The 22482-nt window shown below is 45.3% G+C and carries 19 protein-coding genes and 3 pseudogenes; 9 read left to right on the plus strand and 13 right to left on the minus strand.

The window, feature by feature from the left end; translation table 11 throughout:
• Positions 1-87 precede the first annotated feature (87 nt).
• From LPB400_RS06985 to LPB400_RS07005, 5 genes are all read left to right on the plus strand, one after another.
• A complete protein-coding gene (locus LPB400_RS06985) occupies positions 88-975 on the plus strand; it encodes a ParA family protein (RefSeq protein ID WP_049323310.1) in 888 nt (295 codons plus the stop codon).
• Entirely contained in the window at positions 972-2378 is a 1407-nt protein-coding gene (locus LPB400_RS06990; protein ID WP_225905476.1) for a ParB family protein, read from the plus strand. Before LPB400_RS06985 ends, LPB400_RS06990 begins: the two co-directional genes overlap by 4 nt.
• Before the next feature lie 118 nt (positions 2379-2496).
• Positions 2497-3504 carry an IS5 family transposase gene (locus tag LPB400_RS06995; protein ID WP_107810383.1) on the plus strand — a complete coding sequence of 336 codons (1008 nt, stop codon included), beginning with the start codon at positions 2497-2499 and terminating at the stop codon, positions 3502-3504.
• Between the two features lie 366 nt (positions 3505-3870).
• Positions 3871-7911: a helix-turn-helix transcriptional regulator gene (locus LPB400_RS07000; protein ID WP_083290069.1), complete on the plus strand. Its 4041-nt coding sequence runs from the start codon at positions 3871-3873 to the stop codon at positions 7909-7911.
• Positions 7912-8097: 186 nt separating this feature from the next.
• Complete coding sequence (locus LPB400_RS07005) at positions 8098-8466, plus strand: rhodanese-like domain-containing protein (protein WP_070461580.1); 369 nt, start codon at positions 8098-8100, stop codon at positions 8464-8466.
• Between the two features lie 67 nt (positions 8467-8533).
• Here LPB400_RS07005 and LPB400_RS07010 read toward each other — a convergent pair whose 3' ends face one another.
• Positions 8534-9310, minus strand: coding sequence for an SDR family NAD(P)-dependent oxidoreductase (locus tag LPB400_RS07010; protein ID WP_070461567.1), 777 nt, complete (start codon positions 9308-9310; stop codon positions 8534-8536).
• On the opposite strand from LPB400_RS07010, the gene LPB400_RS07015 reads away from it, so the two are divergent.
• Positions 9291-10256: a helix-turn-helix domain-containing protein gene (locus tag LPB400_RS07015; protein ID WP_159068523.1), complete on the plus strand. Its 966-nt coding sequence runs from the start codon at positions 9291-9293 to the stop codon at positions 10254-10256. The genes LPB400_RS07010 and LPB400_RS07015 overlap by 20 nt on opposite strands.
• Positions 10257-10391: 135 nt before the next feature.
• On the opposite strand, the gene LPB400_RS07020 is transcribed toward LPB400_RS07015, so the two are convergent.
• The 4 genes from LPB400_RS07020 to LPB400_RS07035 all read right to left on the minus strand — a co-directional run bounded on the left by LPB400_RS07020 (position 10392) and on the right by LPB400_RS07035 (position 13951).
• Positions 10392-10610: an alcohol dehydrogenase catalytic domain-containing protein gene (locus LPB400_RS07020; protein WP_199900406.1), complete on the minus strand. Its 219-nt coding sequence runs from the start codon at positions 10608-10610 to the stop codon at positions 10392-10394.
• 47 nt (positions 10611-10657) lie between these two features.
• A complete protein-coding gene (locus LPB400_RS07025) occupies positions 10658-12175 on the minus strand; it encodes an ABC transporter permease/substrate-binding protein (protein ID WP_070461569.1) in 1518 nt (505 codons plus the stop codon).
• Positions 12176-12276: 101 nt separating this feature from the next.
• Positions 12277-13101, minus strand: a complete 825-nt coding sequence (locus LPB400_RS07030; RefSeq protein WP_070461570.1) for an ABC transporter ATP-binding protein — start codon at positions 13099-13101, stop codon at positions 12277-12279.
• The gene (locus LPB400_RS07035; protein WP_070461571.1) at positions 13091-13951 is read right to left on the minus strand and encodes an SDR family oxidoreductase; all 861 of its coding nucleotides are present in this window, start codon (positions 13949-13951) and stop codon (positions 13091-13093) included. The genes LPB400_RS07030 and LPB400_RS07035 overlap by 11 nt, the downstream gene beginning before the upstream one ends.
• A 262-nt stretch (positions 13952-14213) precedes the next feature.
• Between LPB400_RS07035 and LPB400_RS07040 the strand changes: the two are divergent.
• Positions 14214-14396, plus strand: a pseudogene (locus tag LPB400_RS07040) (hypothetical protein); the annotation flags it as partial.
• Between the two features lie 218 nt (positions 14397-14614).
• On the opposite strand, the gene nadC reads toward LPB400_RS07040, so the two are convergent.
• The 4 genes from nadC to LPB400_RS07060 all read right to left on the minus strand — a co-directional run bounded on the left by nadC (position 14615) and on the right by LPB400_RS07060 (position 17406).
• Positions 14615-15496 carry a carboxylating nicotinate-nucleotide diphosphorylase gene (gene nadC / locus LPB400_RS07045; protein WP_107769070.1) on the minus strand — a complete coding sequence of 294 codons (882 nt, stop codon included), beginning with the start codon at positions 15494-15496 and terminating at the stop codon, positions 14615-14617.
• A 134-nt stretch (positions 15497-15630) separates the two neighbouring features.
• Positions 15631-16107 carry a hypothetical protein gene (locus tag LPB400_RS07050; RefSeq protein ID WP_070461574.1) on the minus strand — a complete coding sequence of 159 codons (477 nt, stop codon included), beginning with the start codon at positions 16105-16107 and terminating at the stop codon, positions 15631-15633.
• Positions 16104-16349 (minus strand): hypothetical protein, encoded by a 246-nt coding sequence (locus LPB400_RS07055; RefSeq protein WP_070461575.1) that lies wholly within the window; start codon positions 16347-16349, stop codon positions 16104-16106. The genes LPB400_RS07050 and LPB400_RS07055 overlap by 4 nt, the downstream gene beginning before the upstream one ends.
• Positions 16350-16467: 118 nt before the next feature.
• A complete protein-coding gene (locus LPB400_RS07060) occupies positions 16468-17406 on the minus strand; it encodes an NUDIX hydrolase (RefSeq protein ID WP_070461576.1) in 939 nt (312 codons plus the stop codon).
• Positions 17407-17561: 155 nt separating this feature from the next.
• Between LPB400_RS07060 and nadA the strand changes: the two genes are divergently transcribed.
• Together nadA and nadB are read left to right on the plus strand one after the other, a co-directional pair.
• Positions 17562-18674 carry a quinolinate synthase NadA gene (nadA, locus tag LPB400_RS07065; protein WP_070461581.1) on the plus strand — a complete coding sequence of 371 codons (1113 nt, stop codon included), beginning with the start codon at positions 17562-17564 and terminating at the stop codon, positions 18672-18674.
• 51 nt (positions 18675-18725) lie between these two features.
• Positions 18726-20234 carry an L-aspartate oxidase gene (gene nadB, locus LPB400_RS07070; RefSeq protein ID WP_070461577.1) on the plus strand — a complete coding sequence of 503 codons (1509 nt, stop codon included), beginning with the start codon at positions 18726-18728 and terminating at the stop codon, positions 20232-20234.
• A gap of 415 nt (positions 20235-20649) precedes the next feature.
• On the opposite strand, the pseudogene LPB400_RS07075 reads toward nadB, so the two are convergent.
• The 4 genes and pseudogenes from LPB400_RS07075 to LPB400_RS11115 all read right to left on the minus strand — a co-directional run.
• A pseudogene (locus LPB400_RS07075) lies at positions 20650-21115 on the minus strand (hypothetical protein).
• A 253-nt stretch (positions 21116-21368) separates the two neighbouring features.
• On the minus strand, positions 21369-21860 hold the full coding sequence (locus tag LPB400_RS07080) for a contact-dependent growth inhibition system immunity protein (RefSeq protein ID WP_107792553.1): 492 nt from the start codon (positions 21858-21860) through the stop codon (positions 21369-21371).
• Between the two features lie 74 nt (positions 21861-21934).
• Complete coding sequence (locus tag LPB400_RS11110) at positions 21935-22009, minus strand: hypothetical protein (protein WP_336623262.1); 75 nt, start codon at positions 22007-22009, stop codon at positions 21935-21937.
• A gap of 235 nt (positions 22010-22244) precedes the next feature.
• A pseudogene (locus LPB400_RS11115) lies at positions 22245-22439 on the minus strand (hemagglutinin repeat-containing protein); the annotation flags it as partial.
• Positions 22440-22482: the final 43 nt, after the last annotated feature.

Raw genomic sequence — 22482 nt, forward strand, 5'->3', positions numbered from 1 at the left:
CCTATTAAAGATGATTTAAGCATATTCTTCGCGTCTTGAATTGCCTCTTCTCGCTGACGTTGTTCCTTGATTATACAAGGAAATATTATGTCCGCACCCGTAATATTGTCTGCGGCCGCTACCAAAGGCGGCGTAGGCAAAACAACACTCATTGCTAATGTCTCTGGCGTTCTCGCTGATATTGGACTCCGCGTCCTAATGATCGACTGCGACGTTCAGCCATCACTGTCTAAATACTACCCAATAAGCCACCGCGCTCCAAATGGTATTGTCGAATTGCTTCTCGGTGAAAATACCGAAGAAGTCATCCGCTCAACAATATCCAATACCGTTTTCCCAAATTTAGACATCGTTATTTCCAATAACATTTCTGCTTTTGTCGAGACTGAAGTAACTTCTCGTCCCGATCGTGCCTTTTTGCTGAGAAGCAAACTGCATTCACAATACATACAGAATAACTACGATGTGGTTTTGATCGATACTCAGGGTGCAGTCGGCCCTCTCTTGGATACAGCTGCCTTCGCTGCTACATGCTTGCTTTGCCCGATTATGCCTGAAGTTTTGAGTGCCCGTGAGTTTCTCACTGGTACCCAAGAACTTCTGAAGCGACTGCAAAAAGGCGAAGCAATGCGCATCCCCATGCCTCAATTACGAGCCATCATCTACGCGCAAGATCGTACCAATGATGCGAAATTCATCGCATCCTCTATCAAAGACTTCTTTAGTAATACCTTAGACGACAGACGTAAATTGCTGAGCGTAGCAGTTCCTGCTGCCAAAGCATATAAGGAAGCCACAACGTTACGAGTTCCTGTTCATTGCCATGAGCGTAAACAGCTTGGAAAGATGCTGCCCGCTTATGAAATCATGCACCGTATTGTTTATGAGATTTTCCCTGGTATCGAAAATAAAAAATTGCGTGGAAGCTGTTTCAACGACATGACCAGCCTGCTGCAAGAGGAGGTACAGTCATGAATCTGGGCCAAACCAAAGCAGCTTTGAGCCTACACATCGGTACACCTGCACAGACAAATATGAGTTTTGGCCTCGAGGATACTCCTTCTCAGGGCATGTTAATGTCGTTGCCAATCAGCGAGATCGATTTCTTTGACAAAAACCCACGCCGTTTACATGATGTTTCCAGCTATGAGGCCATCAAAGAGTCCATTCGTTCTTCAGGTATTCAACAACCGGTACACGTTACCCAGCGACCTGGTGAAAGTAAATATGTACTGGCACAGGGTGGTAATACCCGTCTCAAAATCTTGCGCGAACTCTTGGAAGAAACTGGCGATAACCGCTTCCGTATGATGCCGTGCATTTACATCCCCTACTCTGACGAAACTACATTGCAGGTTGCGCACCTTGTTGAAAACGAACTGCGTGCTGAAATGTGTTTTTGGGATAAAGCCTGCAAATACGCCGAAATTCGCGATATTTTCCAAGATAAATCTGACTCAGGGAAACTTTCTTTGCGCGAACTGGAGGTGATGTTTTCTGATAAAGGGCTTACGGTTTCTCATAAAACTCTAGGACTGTTCTTTTTTGCTTCTGATAACTTACAGGAGCTTCAAGAATACGCATTCAAACTTTCCCATGCAAAAGTTGAAGAAATTAAAAAACTTCACTCTACCCTGTTCTCAATTTCTAAATCAATTCAGTTGGACGACTCTTTCCAATATTTATGGTCAGATGTGCTGGATCAGTGGCATAACCAATATTCTGCAACAGAGTTAGACGTACATGAGCTTTGTCAGTTTGTACTCAACAAATTCAAATTTGAATATGGTGCTGAAGCCTTTCCTGAAACAGAAAATTTATCTGATAAGAATAAATCTGAAACAGCTGTCAAACAAGATGTCAATTTGCATCAAAAAGAAGCATCTGAAAATAACACTGAGTCAGGGGATTCATCTATTGAATCTGTGCCAGCTAAAGAAGATAGCCCAGAGACTGATGCAGAGGATGAGCTGAAAGGAACTGAACAGACAGGGTTCGAAGCCCTGGATGTTCAGAATCATCAGGTTACTTTGGATCAAACTAGCAAAAAACTGTTTTCTGCGGTTCGCAAGTTGTTGGCCAAAGTGAACCTGTCTGATTGCTTTAAAACCCACAAAGACTTCGCATACGGTTGGTATGTCGAGTATCCAGCATTTGAGCATATTTCAGGATCCAGTGCCGAAAATGCAATCTATGCTATTGATGTTTTACATGAGGAAACCGGCAATGTTTTTACATTCCTGTGGAAGCTTTGCGGTATCGATACCTTCATGTTTGATGTTGGCGATAGCTCAAATCCCCTGCTTTCGCTGAAAAATGATTCAAAACTTCGTATTGCATACGAAGACCCCGACAAATACGACGAATATACAAACTGAGGCATTGGCAACAAAGAGAACATCATTGCCTCTGTGTTGAATTGGCAGACAAATAGAGACCTTTGCAAAATTCCCCAAAATCCCCTAAATTCCCACAAAGACATTTAGGGGATTTCCCATGAGCACCTTCTTCCAGCAAACCGCCCAAGCCATGATTGCCAAACACATCGACCGCTTCCCACTATTGAAGTTGGATCAGGTGATTGATTGGCAGCCGATCGAACAATACCTGAATCGTCAAAGAACCCGTTACCTTAGAGACCACCGAGGGCGTCCCGCCTATCCCCTGTTGTCCATGTTCAAAGCCGTCCTGCTCGGACAATGGCACAGCCTCTCCGATCCCGAGCTCGAACACAGCCTCATCACCCGCATCGACTTCAACCTGTTTTGCCGCTTTGACGAACTGAGCATCCCCGATTACAGCACCCTATGCCGCTACCGCAACTGGCTGGCGCAAGACGACACCCTGCCCGAATTGCTGGAATTGATTAACCGACAACTGACCGAAAAAGGCCTAAAAGTAGAGAAAGCATCCGCCGCCGTCATTGACACCACCATTATTCAGACCGCCGGCAGCAAACAGCGCCAGGCCATAGAAGTCGATGACGAAGGACAAGTCAGCGGCCAAACCACACCGAGTAAAGACAGCGATGCCCGTTGGATAAAGAAAAACGGGTTATACAGACTCGGTTACAAACAACATACCCGTACCGATGCGGAAGGCTATATTGAGAAACTGCACATTACCCCCGCCAATGCCCATGAGTGCAAACACCTGTCGCCTTTGTTGGAAGGACTGCCCAAAGGTACGACCGTCTATGCCGATAAAGGCTATGACAGTAAGGAAAACCGGCAACATCTGAAAGAGCGTCGACTGCAGGACGGCATTATGCGCAAAGCACACCGTAACCATCCGCTGACGGAAACGCAAACCAAACGTAACCGGTATTTGTCGAAGACCCGTTATGTGGTCGAACAGAGCTTCGGTACGCTGCACCGTAAATTCCGCTATGTGCGGGCAGCCTACTTCGGACTGAGCAAAGTGAGTGCACAAAGCCATCTGAAGGTGATGTGTTTGAACCTATTGAAAGCCGCCAACAGGCTAAGTGCGCCTGTTGCCGCCTAAAAGGCGGCCGGATGCCTGATTATCAGGTATCCAAGGGGGATTAAGGGGGTATTTGAGTAGAATCAGTGGATATTTGAAATGAAAACAGCCGAAAACCTGTGTTAGGTTTCGGCCGTCGGGTAAAAGGGAGTTTTTGCAAAGGTCTCAGTCTATGAATTGGGTTGTAATCGTAAACCTAAGAGATATCTAAAGACTTACAAGTGCTATTTTTTGAAAAAGAAAAAGTCAAGCAGACTCAGATGCTTGACCTTTTAATTCCTCAGAGTTAATCTGTATTGTGTAACGCTACACAGTATTGGCGTATCGTTAGTGTTACAAAATATACGCAGAAATGCATTTGATAAACCCTTAAATAAGGAACTAAAAATGATTGTAAAACATCCTGGCTTAAGAATCAAAGAAGAGTTATTACCTAAAGGAATGACGGTAACAGAAGCTGCAAAATTGCTAGCAATTGGTCGACCTGCACTATCTAATTTCTTGAATGGTAAAGCAATGTTGTCACCTAACATGGCTCAGCGGTTATCAAAGACCTTTAACTTCCCATTAGATCAATTAATGCAATGGCAGGCTGAGTATGAAGATGCTCTAATTCAACAAACTGAAGCTCCTGCAACTCATATTTATGCTCCTCCTTTTTTAGATATAAAAGCAAATGATATTGAAAATTGGGTCAATACTTGCGAAATTTCATCAAGATCACGTTTATCTGTTTTTTTGAGAACACTGATCCACTCAACGAGCGAAAAAATAACTCAAATTGATTTTCCTGGAAATGATGATTCACAACGACCTGGCTGGGATGGTTGGATTGAGTCAAATGAAGCAACTCCGTGGATTCCTGATGGTAATTCAGGCTGGGAATTTGGTGTTAATAAAGATATTAAGGCCAAAGCTGATAGTGATTTTGATAAAAGCCTTAAGGCTCACCTTTCAGATTCTAAAAATATAACATTTATTTTTGTAACACCTCGTCGCTGGCCTGGAAAAAATAAATGGGTTCAGCAAAAGAAAGCTCTTAATAAATGGAAAGATGTCAGAGCATATGATGCAAGCGATCTTGAACAGTGGCTAGCTCAGTCATTACCAGCACAAAGTTGGCTGGCAAATGAAGCAAAATTGCCTACACAAAATGTAGATTCCTTAGATAGTGTATGGCAAGAATGGGCAAATGTGTGTAATCCAAGTTTAAATACGTCTTTCTTTAACAAATTAATTAAAGTATATGAAGAAAAGATTTTGGATTATTTATCCAAACCGCCCCAAAAACCTTTTTACATTGCAGCTGATTCTAAAATCGAAGCAATGGCATTTTTGTCCGCCCTGTTTTCAGATAAAAAATTTATTTCTTATAGAGATAATTGTCTAGTATTTAAAGAAGAGAATGTCCTTTCTCGTCTTGCTCAAGGCTCTAAGAGTTTTATTGCAATTACTGATAATAAAAACGTCGAAAAAGAGCTGGCTCAATATTCGCAAAAGATTCATGCCTTTGTTGTTTACCCTAAAAATACTCTAATACAAAATATTGATCTAAAACTTGAAATTTTAGATTCAGTAACTTTTCTTCATTCATTAGAAGAAATGGGGTATTCCTATGATACAGCACAAGAATTGGCAAAAAAATCCGGTTATTCATTAACAGTCCTGCGACGACAGCTGTCAAAGAATGAGGCTATTCATAAGCCTGAATGGGTAGATAGTCATAATCAAGTTCTTATTCCATTTCTATTTGCTGGAGGATGGGACAGTTCTAATCAATATGACATTTCTATCCTAGAAGCTTTATCAAAAAATTTACCGTATGAGTCTTTAGAACAAGAGTTTCAAGTAAGCTTGCTTCTTAATGACTCTCCCGTTTGGGCAGTAGACTCACATAGAGGAGTAGTATCAAAAATCGATTTGTTATTTGCTATTGCACCCTACATTACTAAAGCAGATTTAGAGCGCTTCTTTGACAGCGCTAAATTAGTTTTAGGAGAAGATAATCCTGCCTTAGATTTGCCTAAAGATCAGCAATGGCAAGCTAATATATATGATAAAAAGCGTCAGCATTCTAAAGGCTTGAGAGATAGTATAGGGGAGATGCTTATTTTATTGGCTGTTCATGGTAATGAATTATTTAAAAATAGATTAGCTTTTAATTGTGAGGAAGCAGTAAATAAACTCGTGGAAGAATTATTCTCTCCACTTAACTTAAGAGTATTGCTTGCACAAGCATCTGATTTCTCAGTGTATGCAGAAGCGAGCCCAAAAGTATTTTTAAGTATTATAGAAAACGATTTGAAAACTGATAAGCAATTCTTAGAGCTAATGCAACCTGTTTCTACTGATATTTTCTCTTCACCTAAGTATACTGATTTGTTGTGGGCATTAGAGAAATTAGCTTGGGATAAATTAACAGTTGCTAGAGTGGTAAAAATTTTGGCTCAATTAAGTCAAGAGGAAATCACTGATAATTATAGCAACAAACCTTTTAATTCATTATCTGGAGTTTTTAGAGCTTGGTTACCTGCTACAAATATCAATACGCAAGAACGTATTCAATTATTAAAAGAGTTAGTTAGAAAATTTCCAGATATCGGTTGGCGAATTTGTATTAGCCAATTTCCAAGTACATCTGCTCAAACAGCATTTCCAGCTAGTAAATGTATTTGGAGGAATAATTGTGCTCAAAATACAGTAACTGAACAAGATGTTTATGATTTCTGGAATGCCTCAGTAGAAATAGCATTAACTTGGGCAAGTCATACATTTGAACAATTACTTGATTTAGTCAATCATATTCATGGTTTAACACCTAAACAGCAAAATAAAATTTGGTTTCTTATTAAAGATTGGGCATTAAACCAAGCTACAGAATCTGAGAAAATTACCATGCGAGAAAAACTTCGCACGACTATTTTATCTAAAAGAGCTAAAAGAGATTCTAATAGAATTATGTTTACGGAATTGGGCAAGCAGACATATGCAGCATTAGAACCCAAAGAACTAATAGATAAATATTTCTGGTTATTTAGATCTCATTGGGTAGATTACTCTACTGATGAGATAGAAGATGATCCAAATATGAATTTTGAAGAAAGAGAAGGAATTATTAACCAAAATCGTGTTGTCGCGTTAAAAGAAATTTTACAAGAAAAAGGACTTTCAGGAATTCTAGAATTATCTTTAAAAGGAGATTGCGCAAGTACGATAGGTTTTCTTCTAAGACGTTTTGTATTTTCATCAGATGAGGAGTCAGTACAATTAATTAAATTGGCTCTGGAGTCTTTTAAAAAAGATGCTCACATTAATTATAAGAACATTATTCGGGGATTGTTATCCGAAAGTGATGATAACACCTCTTTATTTGAAACCCTTTCTGGGTATTTAGATGATTCTGGTAAAGTACAAGTATACTTACAGGCACCTTTTGATTCACAGGTATGGAGCTTGGTTGAGTCTCTAGAGAAACATTACCAACAAGAATATTGGGAGCAAATTGTTCCATCATATTGTCAGAATATAAATGAAGCTGAAAATGCCGTAAGATGTCTGCTGTCAGCAAACAGACCTCAAACTGCTTTTTTATATATTAGTTTTAATCTAAAAAAAATATCTCCTAAAGTTATTTTTGAGATTTTAACAGCAATGCTTTTACCAACAGCAAAAAATGAAAATAATCCACCAGATAGTTATCGGTTAGGAGATGCATTTTCTCAAATTTCTGATTGTGAAACTTTGAGCTTAGAACAAAAGGCGAATTTAGAATTTTCCTACATAGTGGCTTTAGCACCTTATGGAAGAAAAAGTGAAAATTGTTCAATCAAAAGTTTAGAAAGATATTTAGAAGAACATCCTGAATTTTTCGTTCAACTTATCTCAAAACTTTATAAAAGAGATGATGGATTAGAAGATGAAAATGAGGCTGTTAACACGCAATTAGTTAAATATTACCGGTATACTTTAAATGCCTTAAGCCACATACCGGGCGAAGATAATTTAGGAAAAATTAATCCCGAAAAGCTTGAAGGATGGGTAAAACAAGCAATTAACCTTGCTGAAAAGCATGGACGTAGAAATATCGTTGAATATTTTATTGGTAAGTTATTAGGCCATTGCCAAAATGGAGAAGATGGGATTTGGCCTTGTGAAGGTGTACGTGATTTAGTTGAAGATATACATTCTAAAAATATGATTGAAGGAATGTATATAGAAAAACGTAATAGCAGGGGAGTTACAAGTCGTTCATTTGGTGATGGTGGTGCTCAAGAATGGAGAATATTCGAACAATATCAAGATTGGCGTAGACAATTAGCTATTACTCATCCGTTTGTGGCCGATGAGTTACTTGGTCAGTTGGCTAAGTCTTATAAAAATGAAGCTGAAATGTGGGATAATGAGCATCGATTAGATATGCATTTATGATGAATTAGGGATATCTAGGCGTTTGTGCAGCTAACTTTATATGGAAGGCCGTCTGAATACTAAATTTCAGATGGCTTTTTCGTGTAAAAGTGCGGTCAAAATTTTAGATATTTTTCATGATTGTTAATTTAATAAGATTCCTAAACCTATAAGACGATTATTTTCTATCTAATTGGAGATTGAATGATGAAAAAATTATTTACAGCAGTACTTTCTGCGGCAGCGATTGCTGTACCGTTTTTGGCTTCTGCGAATACTGCACCACAAACAGAACAAAGCGCAGTACAACCAGAAAAAGCAAAAAGTGTTTGGATTGATGTACGTTCAGCCGAGGAATTTAACGCAGGTCATTTACAAGATGCCGTGAATATTCCGCACGATCAAATCCTTGCACGTATTCAAGCGGTTAGCCCAGATAAAACTGCGCCCGTTAATCTCTATTGCCGCAGTGGTCGTCGTGTAGAAACCGCATTGACCGAGTTGAAAAATGCTGGCTACACCAATGTGACCAACCATGGTGGATATGAAGATTTGGTGAAAAAAGGATTGAAATAAATATCACATCTTTAAAAACAAAAATCCCCTCGCATAAAGCGTTAGGGGATTTTTTATGATAAAGAAATTATTTCTTCTCCATCGCCATTTGCGACATTTTTAGTACCAAATGGCGTGGTAGGAACGGAATGATCCAATCCAACATAAAACGCAGTTTTCCTTCGTTAAATGCCACCAATTCGCCGCGCATTATCGCCTTGTGGCCATACTGTGCCACGGATTGCGCAGATTTTGCGTTATCCCAGGCGGCCACGCCCTGCAAATTGCCTGCAGCCACAAAGCCCGTTGCCACTGCGCCCGGGCAAAGTGCCGTAACTGTCACACCACTTACAGACACTTCCTGTGCTACGGCTTGACTGAATGAAGTTACGAAAGCTTTGGTGGCGTAGTACACTGCCTGATTAGGGACGGGCATAAATGATGCGGTGGACGAAACATTCAAAATTCTGCCTGACTGTTGCGCTAACATGGACGGCAGATACAGTCGGGTTAACGACATCAGCGCGATAATATTCACTTGCACCATATGCATTTCATCTGCCAAATCCCGCTCGGCAAACTTGCCATGCCCGCCCAAACCTGCATTGTTGATCAGATAATCGACTTGAATACCTAACGCCTGGGTTTGCTCAAAAATGCGTTCGGCAGCATTAGATTCTGCTAAATCGATAGCAATAACGTACGCTTTAATACCGAATTGTGCGGTCAATTCTTCGGCAATTTTATTTAACTTGTCTTGGGAGCGTGCGACCAAAACCACATTGTCGCCTTGCTGTGCGTGAATTTTTGCCAATTCCAAACCAATGCCGCTCGATGCGCCTGTAATGAGTGCTGTTTTTACCATTTTGTTTACCTCTTGTTTAATTTATGGTGGTATTTTATGGTATAATTTTGTTGAATTAAAAGTAAAAAATGGCTTATTTATGGTAAAAAACAAACCTTTTATCCAAAATATCACATCGGAAGACGAAATCGGTCTGGAAATTTGCACTGCACAAGTGTTTTACCAAAGTGAAACAGCAGCAGATGCAGCCATTAAAACCCAACTTGAGCAACAACACCGCTTTGAATATTTTGTGTGGATTTGGGTGCAACAGGGAGAATGTCGGCACATTTTGGACTTTGCCGAGATGGTACAGCAAACAGGCGAATGGCTGCTGATTCGCCCTAAGCAAATTCACCATTTTACAGGTGTGGCAGACTGGGACGGATGGGGAATGTCCTTTGCGCCACAAATACTGACCTCCAATATTTCGGACAAGTTGAGACAACTGCCATCCCAAGGCAAGGTGGCGCCGCAACACGTGCCTTTGCTCACCCAGATGATGCATACCCTCTCTGATTTACGCTATGCGGACGATTTGGCGCAATCGGCAAAAGCCGAGCTGGTACAGCAGCAACTCGGTGTATTTTTAACTTGGCTGTCGTCGGTGTATTCGCCGCAAAACGCCCTGCCCGACCTCCCAAAGCAGCGTTGGCAGGCATTTTGTGCGTTGCTGGAAACGCATTTTTCCACACAGCACCAACTGGCGTTTTACGCTGATGCGCTTTCATGTCACGAAAAAACACTGAACCAAACCTGCCGACAATATGCGGGGCTAACAGCAAAACAGTTCATTAATCAAAGAATTTTATTGGAAAGCAAGCGATTGTTGGCTTATACGAAAGTGTCCGTCAAAGAAATCGCGTGGCAACTCGGCTTTGAAGAGGCTACGCATTTCGGCAAATTTTTTAAGAAAGAAATGCAGAAAACACCGTTGGCATTTCGCAAGGAATTTCAGCAGTCGTAGCCTAGTTTCAATAAAGCTGCCGTTGATATTCAATGTATTTAAAGTCAATGATGATTCAAATATAAAAGGCCGTCTGAAGAATTTCAGACGACCTTCTCTTTATCAATATCCATGAAACCAATTCAGACCACTGTTTTATTCTAAAGGCGTCACTTGGCCTACACATTTAATGCCCAAGATACGCGGAAACTGGACAGACAGCGATTTGCCTTCGCGTGTGAAAATCTCGGAATGGTTGATGCCGAAGCCTTTGATTTTTACCAGTGACCAACTCTCTTTGATATCAGGTGTTGGCACGTCTTGATAAATCAGTTGCTCTGGACCGCCGGCTTGATAGATTTTTACGGCTTTCATAATACCTCCCTAAGAATCTGATGCTTTCAGGTAGCCTACTGCCAATTTTACTTTCCTAACAACCCATTTTTCTCCAAATACTCCCGCGCTACGTTTTCCGCGCTTTCGCCTTGCACTTTCACGCGGTAGTTCATCTCACTCATTTCCTCTTCGCTAATTTTTCCCGCCAGTCGGTTAAGTGCGGTCACAATTTGAGGATTTTTTTCAGCAAATTCTGCTTTCATCAATGGCGCACCCTGATAAGCAGGAAACAGGGAAATATCATCTTTCAGTAGGCGCAATTGATATTGTTTCAATTCTGCATCGGTGGAAAAGGCTTCCACTAGGTCGATTTTGTCATTCAACAATGCCGTATAGCGTAAGGCAGGTTCCAAGCTAACAATATGTTTTAGCGTGATACCGGCTGCCTGCATGCCTTTATAGCCATCCGCTCGGTCGATAAATTCCAGTGAGAAACCTGCTCGGATATTGGGCGCTACCTGCTTCAAGTCGCTGATTGTCTTCAGTTGGTGCGATGCACCGTAGCTTTCTTTGACCGCCAACGCGTAAGTGTTCTGATAAGACATTGGTGGCAGAAACTCTAGCTGATATTGTTCCGCCAATAATTGTTTGCCCCGTTGATAGGTTTCATCTGGCGACAGATGGCGGTTCTTCTGTTCAGTTGGTACTTGTACTAAGGCTTCCAGCACTGTGCCGGTGAATTCAGGATAAATATCGATTTCGCCACTATTCAGTGCGCTAAACAGGAAAGTAGTTTTGCCAAAATTAGGTTTGACTGTGACTTTCACGTTCGAATTCTCACGTTCAATCAATAATTTATACATGTTAATCAGAATATCCGGCTCACTCCCCATTTTGCCGGCAACCACCACGTTTTTTGTAGCAGGTGTAAATGAAATCTGAGACAGACCGAGTGCGCCGAAGCCCACCACCAATGCAAGAATAATCGGCAACTTGCGTCGTGATTTCTGCAACAGCCCGATAATGCCGCTTACACCGACAGCCAATAATGCGGAGAGCAATGCGCCGGTAAACGTCATTGTCATGTTGTTGCGATCGATACCGAGCAGAATCAGGTTGCCCAAACCGCCTGCTCCGATTAACGCCGCCAGAGTTGCCGTGCCGACAATCAGCACTGCCGCCGTGCGAATGCCCGAAATCATGGCAGGCAAAGCCATCGGCAGTTCAATCCGCCACAATGATTGCCAGCGCGATAGTCCGAATGCGGTGTACGCATCTTGAATCGATTGGTCGATTTGGGTCAGCCCCAAATAGGTATTTTGAAAAATAGGCAACAGCGCGTATAGCGTGAGCGCAATCAAGACGGGCGGCGAACCGATACCGACAAACGGAATCAGCAAACCCAGCAGCGCCAAAGACGGAATGGTTTGCAATATATTGGTAAACTGCAATACCGCTTCCGCTGCCCGCTGTCTGCGCGCAAACAACACGGCGGCAGGCACCGCAATTGCCACTGCCGCGAGCAAAGCCAGGCCGGAAAGCCATAAATGCGTAAGCAGCATTTGCCAGAGTTCTGCCAGGGTAACGTTTAGGGATGAGAACATAGTTTTAAATTTTATGTTTAGTACGTTGAATAATAGATGTTTATGTTTGCTTTACAGCAAGGTATTAGCGCCTTGAAAGAGGTTTCAGACGGCCTTCACCATCATAACACTGCCCTTCTCACAGCTTCCTGTCCCTGTTTATCCAACCGTAAGAATTGGTGGATGATGCGTTCGGCATCGGGTGCATCGGCGGTGGAAAACAGCGATTGCACATAATCATTTGCCGGCTGCTTTTTGATTTCTTCAGGTGTGTCGATTTGTACCAGTTTGCCATTATGCATTACACCGATACGGCAAGCGAGTTTGGCGGCTTCCTGCATATCATGGGTAACGAAAACGATAGTGGTGCCAAATTTTTGGTGAATCATAGCAATTTGGTCTTGCAGCACGGTGCGTACCAGCGGGTCAAGTGCTGAAAACGGTTCGTCCATCAGCAGAACTTGAGGCTTGGCTGCAATGGCTCGCAAAATACCGATGCGCTGCTGTTCACCGCCGGAAAGTTCGTGCGGATAGCGGTCGCGGTAGTGCGCAGGGTCAAGTTCCACCAGCTCCAATAATTCATTCACACGCGTTTTGCGTTCGGCTTTCGGCCAGCCCAGTACGTCAGGCATGAGTTCGATATTTTCCGCGACGGTCATGGTGGGGAAAAGTGCGATTTGCTGCAATACGTAACCAATTTGGTGGCGGAGCTGGCGGATGTCGTAGTCTTTAATCCGTTTCCCGTGCAGATAAACGTTGCCATCGGTCGGTTCAATTAGCGCGTTAATCATGCGTAAAGTGGTGGATTTGCCGCTGCCCGAGCTACCTACCAACACGAAAAATTCACCCTGATAAATGGTCAAATCCAAATCGCGCACAGCATATTTGCCGTCATAATGCTTGCCTGTGCCACGAAACTCGATAAATGGGACAAGATTATTTTGCATATTGTGCCTTTACTACGTCTTCAAAACTAATCGGTGCGCGTCCCAACAACTGCGGCAGGTCGTCTGAAACGGTAGCAAGCTCGCCTTTGGCAATGGCAGTGTAGGTAGAAACCCAGGCTTCAATCTGCCAATCGGGCGTGTCAGGATACTCAGCTTTGCGGCTGGCGAAGGCTTCTTCCACAGTTTCATTGTGGTAGCAGTGCGGTTTGCCGGTGATTTCGGTTAAGACGGCGGCTATTTCAACAAAACTTAATGATTGGGAACCGGTCAGCGTGTAGGTCTGATTGTCGTGGCGGTGGTTGCCGTATGCGATGTCGGCGATAACGTTTGCCGCTGCTTGGGCGACATCGCGCTGTGAAATGCAGGTAACGCGCCCGTCGTCGGCTGGGCCTGCGATGATGCCGTCTGCATTAGCAATTGTTGCCATCATCTCACTGTAAAAATTGTCGCGCAGAAAGGTGTAGCGCATATTTGTTTGCCGGATTGCATTTTCGGTAACCGCATGAGTACGCGCCAGCGTGAAGGTGCTGTCCAACGCCGCTTGAGCAAAAGAGAGATAGACAATATGCTTCACGCCCGCTTCCGAAGCAGCCTGCACCAAAGTCAAATGCTCCTGTTCGCGCATCGGACTTTCGGCGGCGGACACCATAAACAGCACGTCCACCCCATTTAAAGCCTGCTTAGCAAGCTCCAAATCGCCATAGGCAAACCGTCGCGCCTCGCAGTTCGTGAGATTGGGCGCTTTGGCGGGGTTACGCAGCGGCAGGATAAGCGGCAGGCCGCATGTGCTCAGATGACGGGCGACCATACCGCCGATGTTGCCGCTGGAGCCAGTGATGGCTAGATTCATGTTGTTTTCCTTATGCGTTTTCTAAAGAGATAGCTTTGCTGTTTACAGGGTTTCTGTAAAACCATGTGCATGCTGCTTTTTGAGTTTCAGGTAGACTGAATAGATTCAAGGGATGGTTTATTGATGGTTATTATTGTAGCAGTTTTCCTACATACGATAAGCCGCGAAAGACTTACTTGATTATTAAGCTGAATAATACCGCAGGGCGATTTTTCAGGTATATTACGACCAAGCAGGTAATGGAAAACAGGCAGACCCCGACTATATGCGCTGGCAGCCTGTTGCAGTATGGGATGCCTACCTGCGCTACAAAATCGGCAAAAACCTGACTGCCGAGCTGGTGGGCAGCAACCTGACCAACCGCTACTACCTCGACCCGATGAGTCGCTCTTACCTGCCTGCACCAGGTAGGACAATCCGTATTGGGATAACTGGAAAATGGTAATGATCAATTAATCATTTTGGGAGTAAAAAGCCGTCTGAACATTGGGTTTCAGACGGCTTTTTACATGATGGCTTAGTTATGCCCTACTCTTTCATGTTATATGAAGGTTGAAGCTACCCTGCATAATTTTTATATCTTCTGCTTTGGAAGCAAAAAGGCTGCTTGAAAATGAAACGTCTATATTTCAGACGGCCTTTGCTTTATAGCAAACTCGAAATTTAAGCCACGAAATCCAAACCTATATCCAACGAATGGCTGCTGTGGGTCAGATAGCCGAGGGCGATGCCGTCCACGCCGGTTTGCGCCACGCGCTTCAGTCGGTCGAAGCCGATGCCGCCCGATGCTTCGCAATAGACGGTGTGGGGGTGGGCAGTTTGCGTGTGGCAGCGGTTTGCCGCTTTTTTCAGGGTTTCGTCGTCCATGTTGTCCAGCAAAATCCGTTCTGCGCCCGCCACGATAGCTTTGTCCAGTTGTGCCAACGTGTCCACTTCGATTTCCACGCAGGTCAACGGTCCGACTGCTTGCTTTGCCTGCCGTACGGCTTGGGCGATGCTGTCACAATAGGCAAGATGGTTGTCTTTGATGAGGATGGCGTCGTCCAAGCCCATGCGGTGGTTCACACCCCCACCTGCTCTGACGGCGTATTTTTGCAGGACGCGAAGCAGTGGGATGGTTTTGCGGCTGCACACGATGTCCACATTGTAACCGGCAACTTCGGCTACTGCGCGAGCGGTAGCGGTGGCGATGCCGCTTAAGTGCGTGAGGTAGTTGAGCGCGGTGCGTTCGGCGGCGAGCAGGGCGCGGGCGTTGCCTTCGATGGCAGCCAGCGTCTGACCTGCGCGGACGGCTTGTCCGTCTCGGATTTCGGCTTGGAAGCGGACGGACGGATCCATCGTCTGAAAGGCGAGGCGCGCCAAGTCCATGCCGGCGATAACGCCGTTTTCGCGGCTGACGAGGAAAAGTTTGGCGGTTTTATCGGGGGCGATGACGGCGGCGGACGTAATGTCGCCGCGCCTGCCCAAATCTTCGCTCAAGGCTTGTTCTACCATGGGGCGCAATAGGGTATCGGGCAGGGGGAAGAGGGTGTTTTCAGACGACATGGGGTTTCCTTTGTTGAAAAATATTGATGTTGTACCGATGGGGCAAAACTTCATTTTATAGTGGATTAACAAAAACCAGTACGGCTTTGCCTCGCCTTAGCTCAAAGAGAACAATTCTCTCCGGCGTCATCTGATTATTTTGAAATTGCCATTTCAATGACTTGCTCAACATAGTTGTTTTCCAAATCAATTACGTCTCCTTTTCTTTGTTTTGATATTTTTAATTCGTCATACGCGTAAAAAATAGCAATTTTTTTCCCTTCACAAAATAAATGTCTGTCGGATTTATTCATCATATACATACTTTCATTCCTTACGATGCCTTCACCATCTATAAAACTAAAACTATTCGGTATATTTCTTCGTTCCATTCCCGCTTCATATATTGACGATATCACTCCGGAAACGCTTCTGGTGATAATCTGTCCGGAATCAATATTACTCCACCATTCCTCTGATGCAAATAAGCCTTTGTCTTTTTTGATGCCAAAGATACTTTCGTCATTTAATGATAATAATCTTGTCTTTTCAATAAATTCTTTTTCTCTTTTCATGACTTTTTTAAAATCATAGATTAAATACATATCATCATCCAAAATCAAATAACTCATTTTACGTCTCCAATTTTTTCAAAATAAATAATCTGTTTCTCAAAAGTTTCTTTACCGCCAGATTTCCCCAGCCCTGTATTGACTACCCCTTTTCCTTTATTCACATGTGGTTTTCCTTGGCCTTCAAGCTTGAATTGCACTTGTGTTTTTTCAGTCCATCCCTTATTTGTGCGAGGTAAATCTGGAAAAAGTTTGCCTGTGGCTGAGTTGCCTGTGGTGCCAATCTTTTTTAAAACTTCCATAGTTCCTGGTAAGGTGTTCAAGCACCAAGTGAATCGGTTCCGTACTATCTGTACTGTCTGCGGCTTCGTCGCCTTGTCCTGATTTTTGTTAATCCACTATAGGTCGTCTGAAAACGGGCTAACGGCTGCCCAGCGGCAGTCCGATATCAGAAATCAGCTGTTCGGGCAGAACGTCATCTCGGAAGCGGTAAAGCTGTGCAGGACGGCCTTTACTACCTGATACGCTGGTATCTGACGGCTCGATAAGGTTCTGCTGCTGAATCTGGCGGCGGAAGTTTTGCTTGTGCAGCAATCTGCCGCTGATGGCTTCGACGCTGTTTTGCAGTTGCAGCAATGTAAATTCGGGCGGCATCAGTTCAAAAATCACGGGGCGGTATTTGATTTTGGCGCGCAGGCGGGACAGGGCGGTCGCCAGTACGCGGCGGTGGTCGTGGCGCATGGGCTGCCCCGTGAGTGCGAAGTCGAAGTTTGCCTGCGGCTCGGCGGCTTCCACTATCAGGCCGCTTTCATACAGCATTTCATAGCGTTGCAAAACGTATTCTTCCGACCAATTTTCAGGTTCTACCCCCCAGCACAAATGAATGCGCTTGAGCCGCTTCTGTCGCACTTCCTCCGTATCCGCCGAGTTTGCCCAAATGCGCAGGCGGCTGACGATGGTATCGCGTAGCCCGCCGTCGGTGCGCAAATCTTCCCACGGAAAATAGCAGTAGCAGTCCTGCCATTTAGCATCCGGGTGCAGGATGCTGTCGGCGGCCTCGCGCACCAGCCCCAGATAGCTGACGTACAAGACAGGCAGGCCTTGCTCGTTTTGACGGCGCGTATCGACAAAGGTGTAAAGCTGTTCTACATAACCCATAGGCTGAGATGTCTGCTTGGCGACCCACATCCTGACCCCTGCCTGCAAGGAGTGGCGAAGCGGAGCAAGCAGGCCGTTGGGCAGCAGCGCTCCTTGGGCAACGGTCAAAACCCTCAAGCTGCCGTTTGTAATGGCGATCAGTACAGGAACCAGTTCGACGATACTTTGCGTATTGGCCGCTGTTTCAGGATAGGCATCCATGCGTGGCTTTCATTCAAGAGAAAACCTTATTGTAAACCAAAGCGGTTTTCAGACGACCTTGCATATTATACTCAATTTGAGCATAATATAAAACTATTTCAAAATATAAACGGCAAACCTTCATGCCGTCTGAAAACCAGCTACAAGGAAACATCATGCAAACCGCCGCCCGCCGCTCGTTCGATTACGATATGCCACTCATCCAAACGCCGACTTCCGCCTGCCAAATCCGTCAGGCATGGGCGAAGGTTGCCGACACGCCCGACCGAGAAACAGCAGGCCGTCTGAAAGACGAAATCAAGGCTTTGTTGAAGGAGAAAAATGCGGTCTTGGTGGCGCATTATTACGTCGATCCGCTGATTCAGGATTTGGCTTTGGAAACAGGCGGATGCGTGGGCGATTCGTTGGAGATGGCGCGTTTTGGTGCGGAACATGAAGCCGATACGCTGGTGGTGGCGGGCGTACGCTTCATGGGCGAGAGTGCGAAAATCCTCTGCCCTGAAAAAACGGTGCTGATGCCTGATTTGGAAGCAGAATGTTCTTTGGATTTGGGTTGCCCGGAAGAGGCGTTTTCAGCGTTTTGCGACCAACACCCCGACCGTACGGTCGTAGTGTACGCCAACACTTCCGCTGCCGTAAAAGCGCGTGCCGACTGGGTGGTAACGTCTTCGGTGGCGTTGGAAATCGTGTCGTATTTGAAATCACGTGGCGAGAAGCTGATTTGGGGGCCCGACCGCCACCTCGGTGACTACATCCGCCGCGAAACGGGTGCGGATATGCTGTTGTGGCAGGGTTCATGCATCGTCCATAACGAATTCAAAGGGCAGGAGCTGGCGGCGTTGAAAGCGGAACATCCCGACGCCGTGGTGCTGGTTCATCCCGAATCGCCGCAAAGCGTCATCGAACTGGGCGATGTGGTCGGCTCGACCAGCAAACTACTGAAAGCCGCCGTATCGCGCCCCGAAAAAAAATTCATCGTGGCGACCGATTTGGGCATCCTGCACGAAATGCAAAAGCAGGCGCCCGACAAAGAATTTATCGCCGCACCGACGGCGGGCAACGGCGGAAGCTGCAAAAGCTGCGCGTTCTGCCCGTGGATGGCGATGAATTCGCTGGGCGGCATCAAATATGCCCTGACAAGCGGGTGCAACGAAATCCTGTTGGATAGAAAGCTGGGCAAAGCCGCCAAACTGCCTTTGCAGCGTATGCTCGACTTCGCGGCAGGGCTGAAGAAAAAAGATGTGTTCAACGGCATGGGCCCCGCTTGATTTGCCGTCAATATTGCTGTTTCAGACGACCCCTTAAACAAGGACAACACCATGCAAACCGATTGCGACGTATTGATTGCCGGAAACGGGCTGGCGGCACTGACGCTCGCCCTGTCGCTGCCTGAATCGTTCCGCATCGTCATTTTGTGCAAAAACCAGCTGGACGACACTGCCAGCCGTCATGCCCAAGGCGGGATTGCGGCGGCGTGGTCGGGAGAGGACGACATTGAAAAACACGTTGCCGATACTTTGGAAGCGGGCGCGAGTTTGTGCGACGAAGCCGCCGTCCGCACCATCCTGTCGCAGGGCAAACCGGCAATCGAATGGCTGCTGGCGCAGGGCGTGGCGTTCGACCGGAATCATAACGACCTGCACCTGACGCGCGAAGGCGGGCATACCTGCCGCCGAATCGCCCACGTTGCCGACTACACGGGCGAAGCCGTCATGCAGAGCCTGATTGCCCAAATACGCTGCCACCCGAACATCCGCGTTTACGAGCGGCAGATGGCGTTGGACGTTCAAACCGAATCAGGCGCAGCGTGCGGACTGACCGTCCTCGACTGCCGAACGCAAGAAACCTACCGCATCCGTGCCCGCCACACCGTACTCGCAGGCGGCGGCTTGGGACAGATTTACGTCGCCACCACCACGCCGCCCGAATGCACGGGCGACGCCATCGCTATGGCGATACGCGCAGGCTGCGCAGTCGAAAACCTCGAATTTATCCAATTCCACCCCACAGGCTTGGCAAGGCCGTCTGAAAACGGCCGCACCTTCCTAATTTCCGAAGCCGTGCGCGGCGAAGGCGGCATCCTGACCAACCAAGCGGGCGAACGGTTTATGCCGCATTACGACCGCCGCGCCGAACTTGCGCCGCGCGACATCGTTGCCCGCACCATCGCCGCCGAAATCGCCAAACAAACGCAAGACTTCGTCTCACTCGACATCAGCCATCAACCCGCAGAGTTCGTCCGCCGGCATTTTCCGTCCATCCATCGGCACTGCCTGTCCCAACACGGCTTGGACATCACGCGCCAAGCCATCCCCGTCCGCCCCGTGCAACACTACACCTGCGGCGGCATCCAAACCGACCCCTGCGGCAGAACCTCCCTGCCGCAGCTCTACGCCTTAGGCGAAACCGCCTGTACCGGACTGCACGGAGCCAACCGCCTTGCCAGCAACTCCCTGCTCGAATGTGTCGTTACCGCCAGACTTGCCGCCCAAACCATCGCGGACAGACAAGCGTTCCAAACCGAACCATTCCAAAGGCCGTCTGAAAGCCCCTCCGCCGAAACAGACATCTTTTCAGACGGCCTCCAAAACGTATTCAGCCGACCCACCCTGCAAGCTTTCAACCAACGCCATCTGGGCATCATACGCAACGATACCGACCTGCGCCGCGCCATCGCCCAACTGCAGTTTTGGAAGCAAAACCAAGCCGAGCCATACACCGCGTCCGAATACGAAAACCGCAACCTACTCGAATGCAGCCTCGCCCTTGCCCAAGCCGCATACAGGCGGAGAGAGAACATCGGAGCACATTTTAATAGTGATTGTTGAGGCTGATAGAGACCTTTGCAAATGTTTCTAAATATTCTTTTGAATGATATGGGAAAACCACCTAGTCATCATTTTCTCATACATGAGATTCAACTATTAACAATGAAATTCCCATTTCTTGCTCTATTTGACTGAAAAAAGATACTGCGATTTTCTTTGCTTCTTGATAATTAATTATCATGGCAATACTCCAAATTGAAAATGTTTGAAGGTAGTAAAATTGACTTCGCCTCCTTTTTGTATTTGCCTATTAATATACCTTTTTGGACAACTGCGCTTTATAGCCCGCGCAAGATCGGCACATTAAATAAAGGCCGTCTGAAACGGTTTTTCTGTTTGCAGACGGCCTCTTGGCTCAAACCGTGAGAACCGCATGCGTGCGTTCCGCACACATCCTACTTGTTGAGTTTAGGTTTCATATGGGCCACGGCTTGCTTTCCAAATATGCTTTTATTTCATAAATTAGATTATTTATATTAGGGGAAACTACATTTCCTGTTTTTTCGATTACAAGTAGACAATTATATTTTATTGCCCAGTCAATGGTTTTCTGAATAAATTTAGTATAATCAAATCTTAAATCAAGTTCACACTCTATATCATCTGGCCAAACGGTAAGACTATTACCAAAATTATCACAAAACATGATTGCATCTTTATCCCAAGACTCTTTCGATTTAAGCTTTTTTTTTTGCTTCATTTATTATTGATAATAATATAAAATCATTATCGATAAAGTAATTTTCAAAACTTTTATTCTCATTAAAATTCTGAAAACCATTAGATCGATACTCATCAAGTATGATATCTTTATTTGCATTAAATTTATTTCTGATAGCAGCTGATGGGATAAGGTAGTACCGATAATTCCAAATTGCCATTTTTATTTACTCCTATAACGTGGTCTATTAACATTACCTGATTCATTCAAGACATCAATAGAATTTTTCCAATTAGTATTAGGAACGGGAAAGTCAACTTTTTTAAATTTTAATTCACATATCCTTCCAAGCAAGCCGTAGCCCGCATTAAACCTATGCAGGTAAGGTGTGTGCGGTACGCACGCTGGCCTTGAGTGTGATAAAAAAGTCGTCTGAAACATTTTTCCGGCTTTCAGACGACTTTTGCCAAATATTATCGGCAGCGGCTCAATGCCAACTTTAAACCTGCTCCGATTTCTTCAGGACTGTTATCCAATGATAAAATTACATTGTCTGCATCAATGGCATCCCACGCTTCCAGCTTGACATGGCGGCTTGGGCTGATTTTCAGGCAGCCGTTGTGCAGCCAAATATCCACGCTCATCATGTTTTTAAATAGGGCGCGTCTGGTTTTATAGCCCAAGTTCCCGCATAGGTTGGCAACCCAATCCTCATAACGTGGTTTAAAACTTTCCTGTTTTAAAAAATCAATACGTTCAGCTTCGTTGTCTAACGTCCTGCTGTTCGCCAATGCTTGTAAGACTGTCGTGCCTAAAGTTCCATTGTCGGTATCCAATGGCAGGATATGGGGAGGATATAGGTGGTCTATTGCCGTTAACCCCAAACCTGAACATGTTTGAACAATCAGAGCTTCTTCATTAGCATAAAAAACTGCCCAATAATTTTGATCCTGTTTAAAAATCATTATTTGATCTCCGTAATTTTGACTGTAATGTTTTGACTCTTGCCATACTCTACCACACGTTGTAACTGCAATCTTTACTCCTTATTAGTTTGTGCGGGTATGGCCAGATGGATTTCGCGCTGTTTGATCATGTCGGCCCTTAATGTCATACCCGAAAGGCTATGACGTTCAAAATTTGTCGTCTTAGAGTTGTCTCTACACCGCTTCGGATAATGATTTTGCTAGCCGTGCTACCGATATGGGTGTGGCGGCGAACTGCTTTTGTCTGATGGCTGTGGTGGCTTGTTGAAAGAAAGGCCGTCTGAAACCGTATTTATTGTTTCAGACGGCCTCTTAGCTCAAACCTTGAGAACCGCATATGTGCGTTCCGCACACATTCGCGTTGCCGATAAGCTGCGCACCCTTGAGGGTGGTATCCCCGCCGCTGCGGATGGTGGTTGTGCCGACCATACTGCCAACATGGGTGTGGCGGTGGACTGCTTTTGTCTGATTGCTGTGGCTACTTGTTGAAAGAAAGGTCGTCTGAAACCGTATTTGTTGTTTCAGATGACCTCTTGGCTCAAACCTTGAGAACCGCATGCGTGCGTTCCGCACACATCCTACTTGTTGAGTTTAGGTTTCA

It is taken from the genome of Neisseria perflava (genome assembly GCF_019334725.1).
Taxonomy (GTDB): domain Bacteria; phylum Pseudomonadota; class Gammaproteobacteria; order Burkholderiales; family Neisseriaceae; genus Neisseria; species Neisseria subflava_A.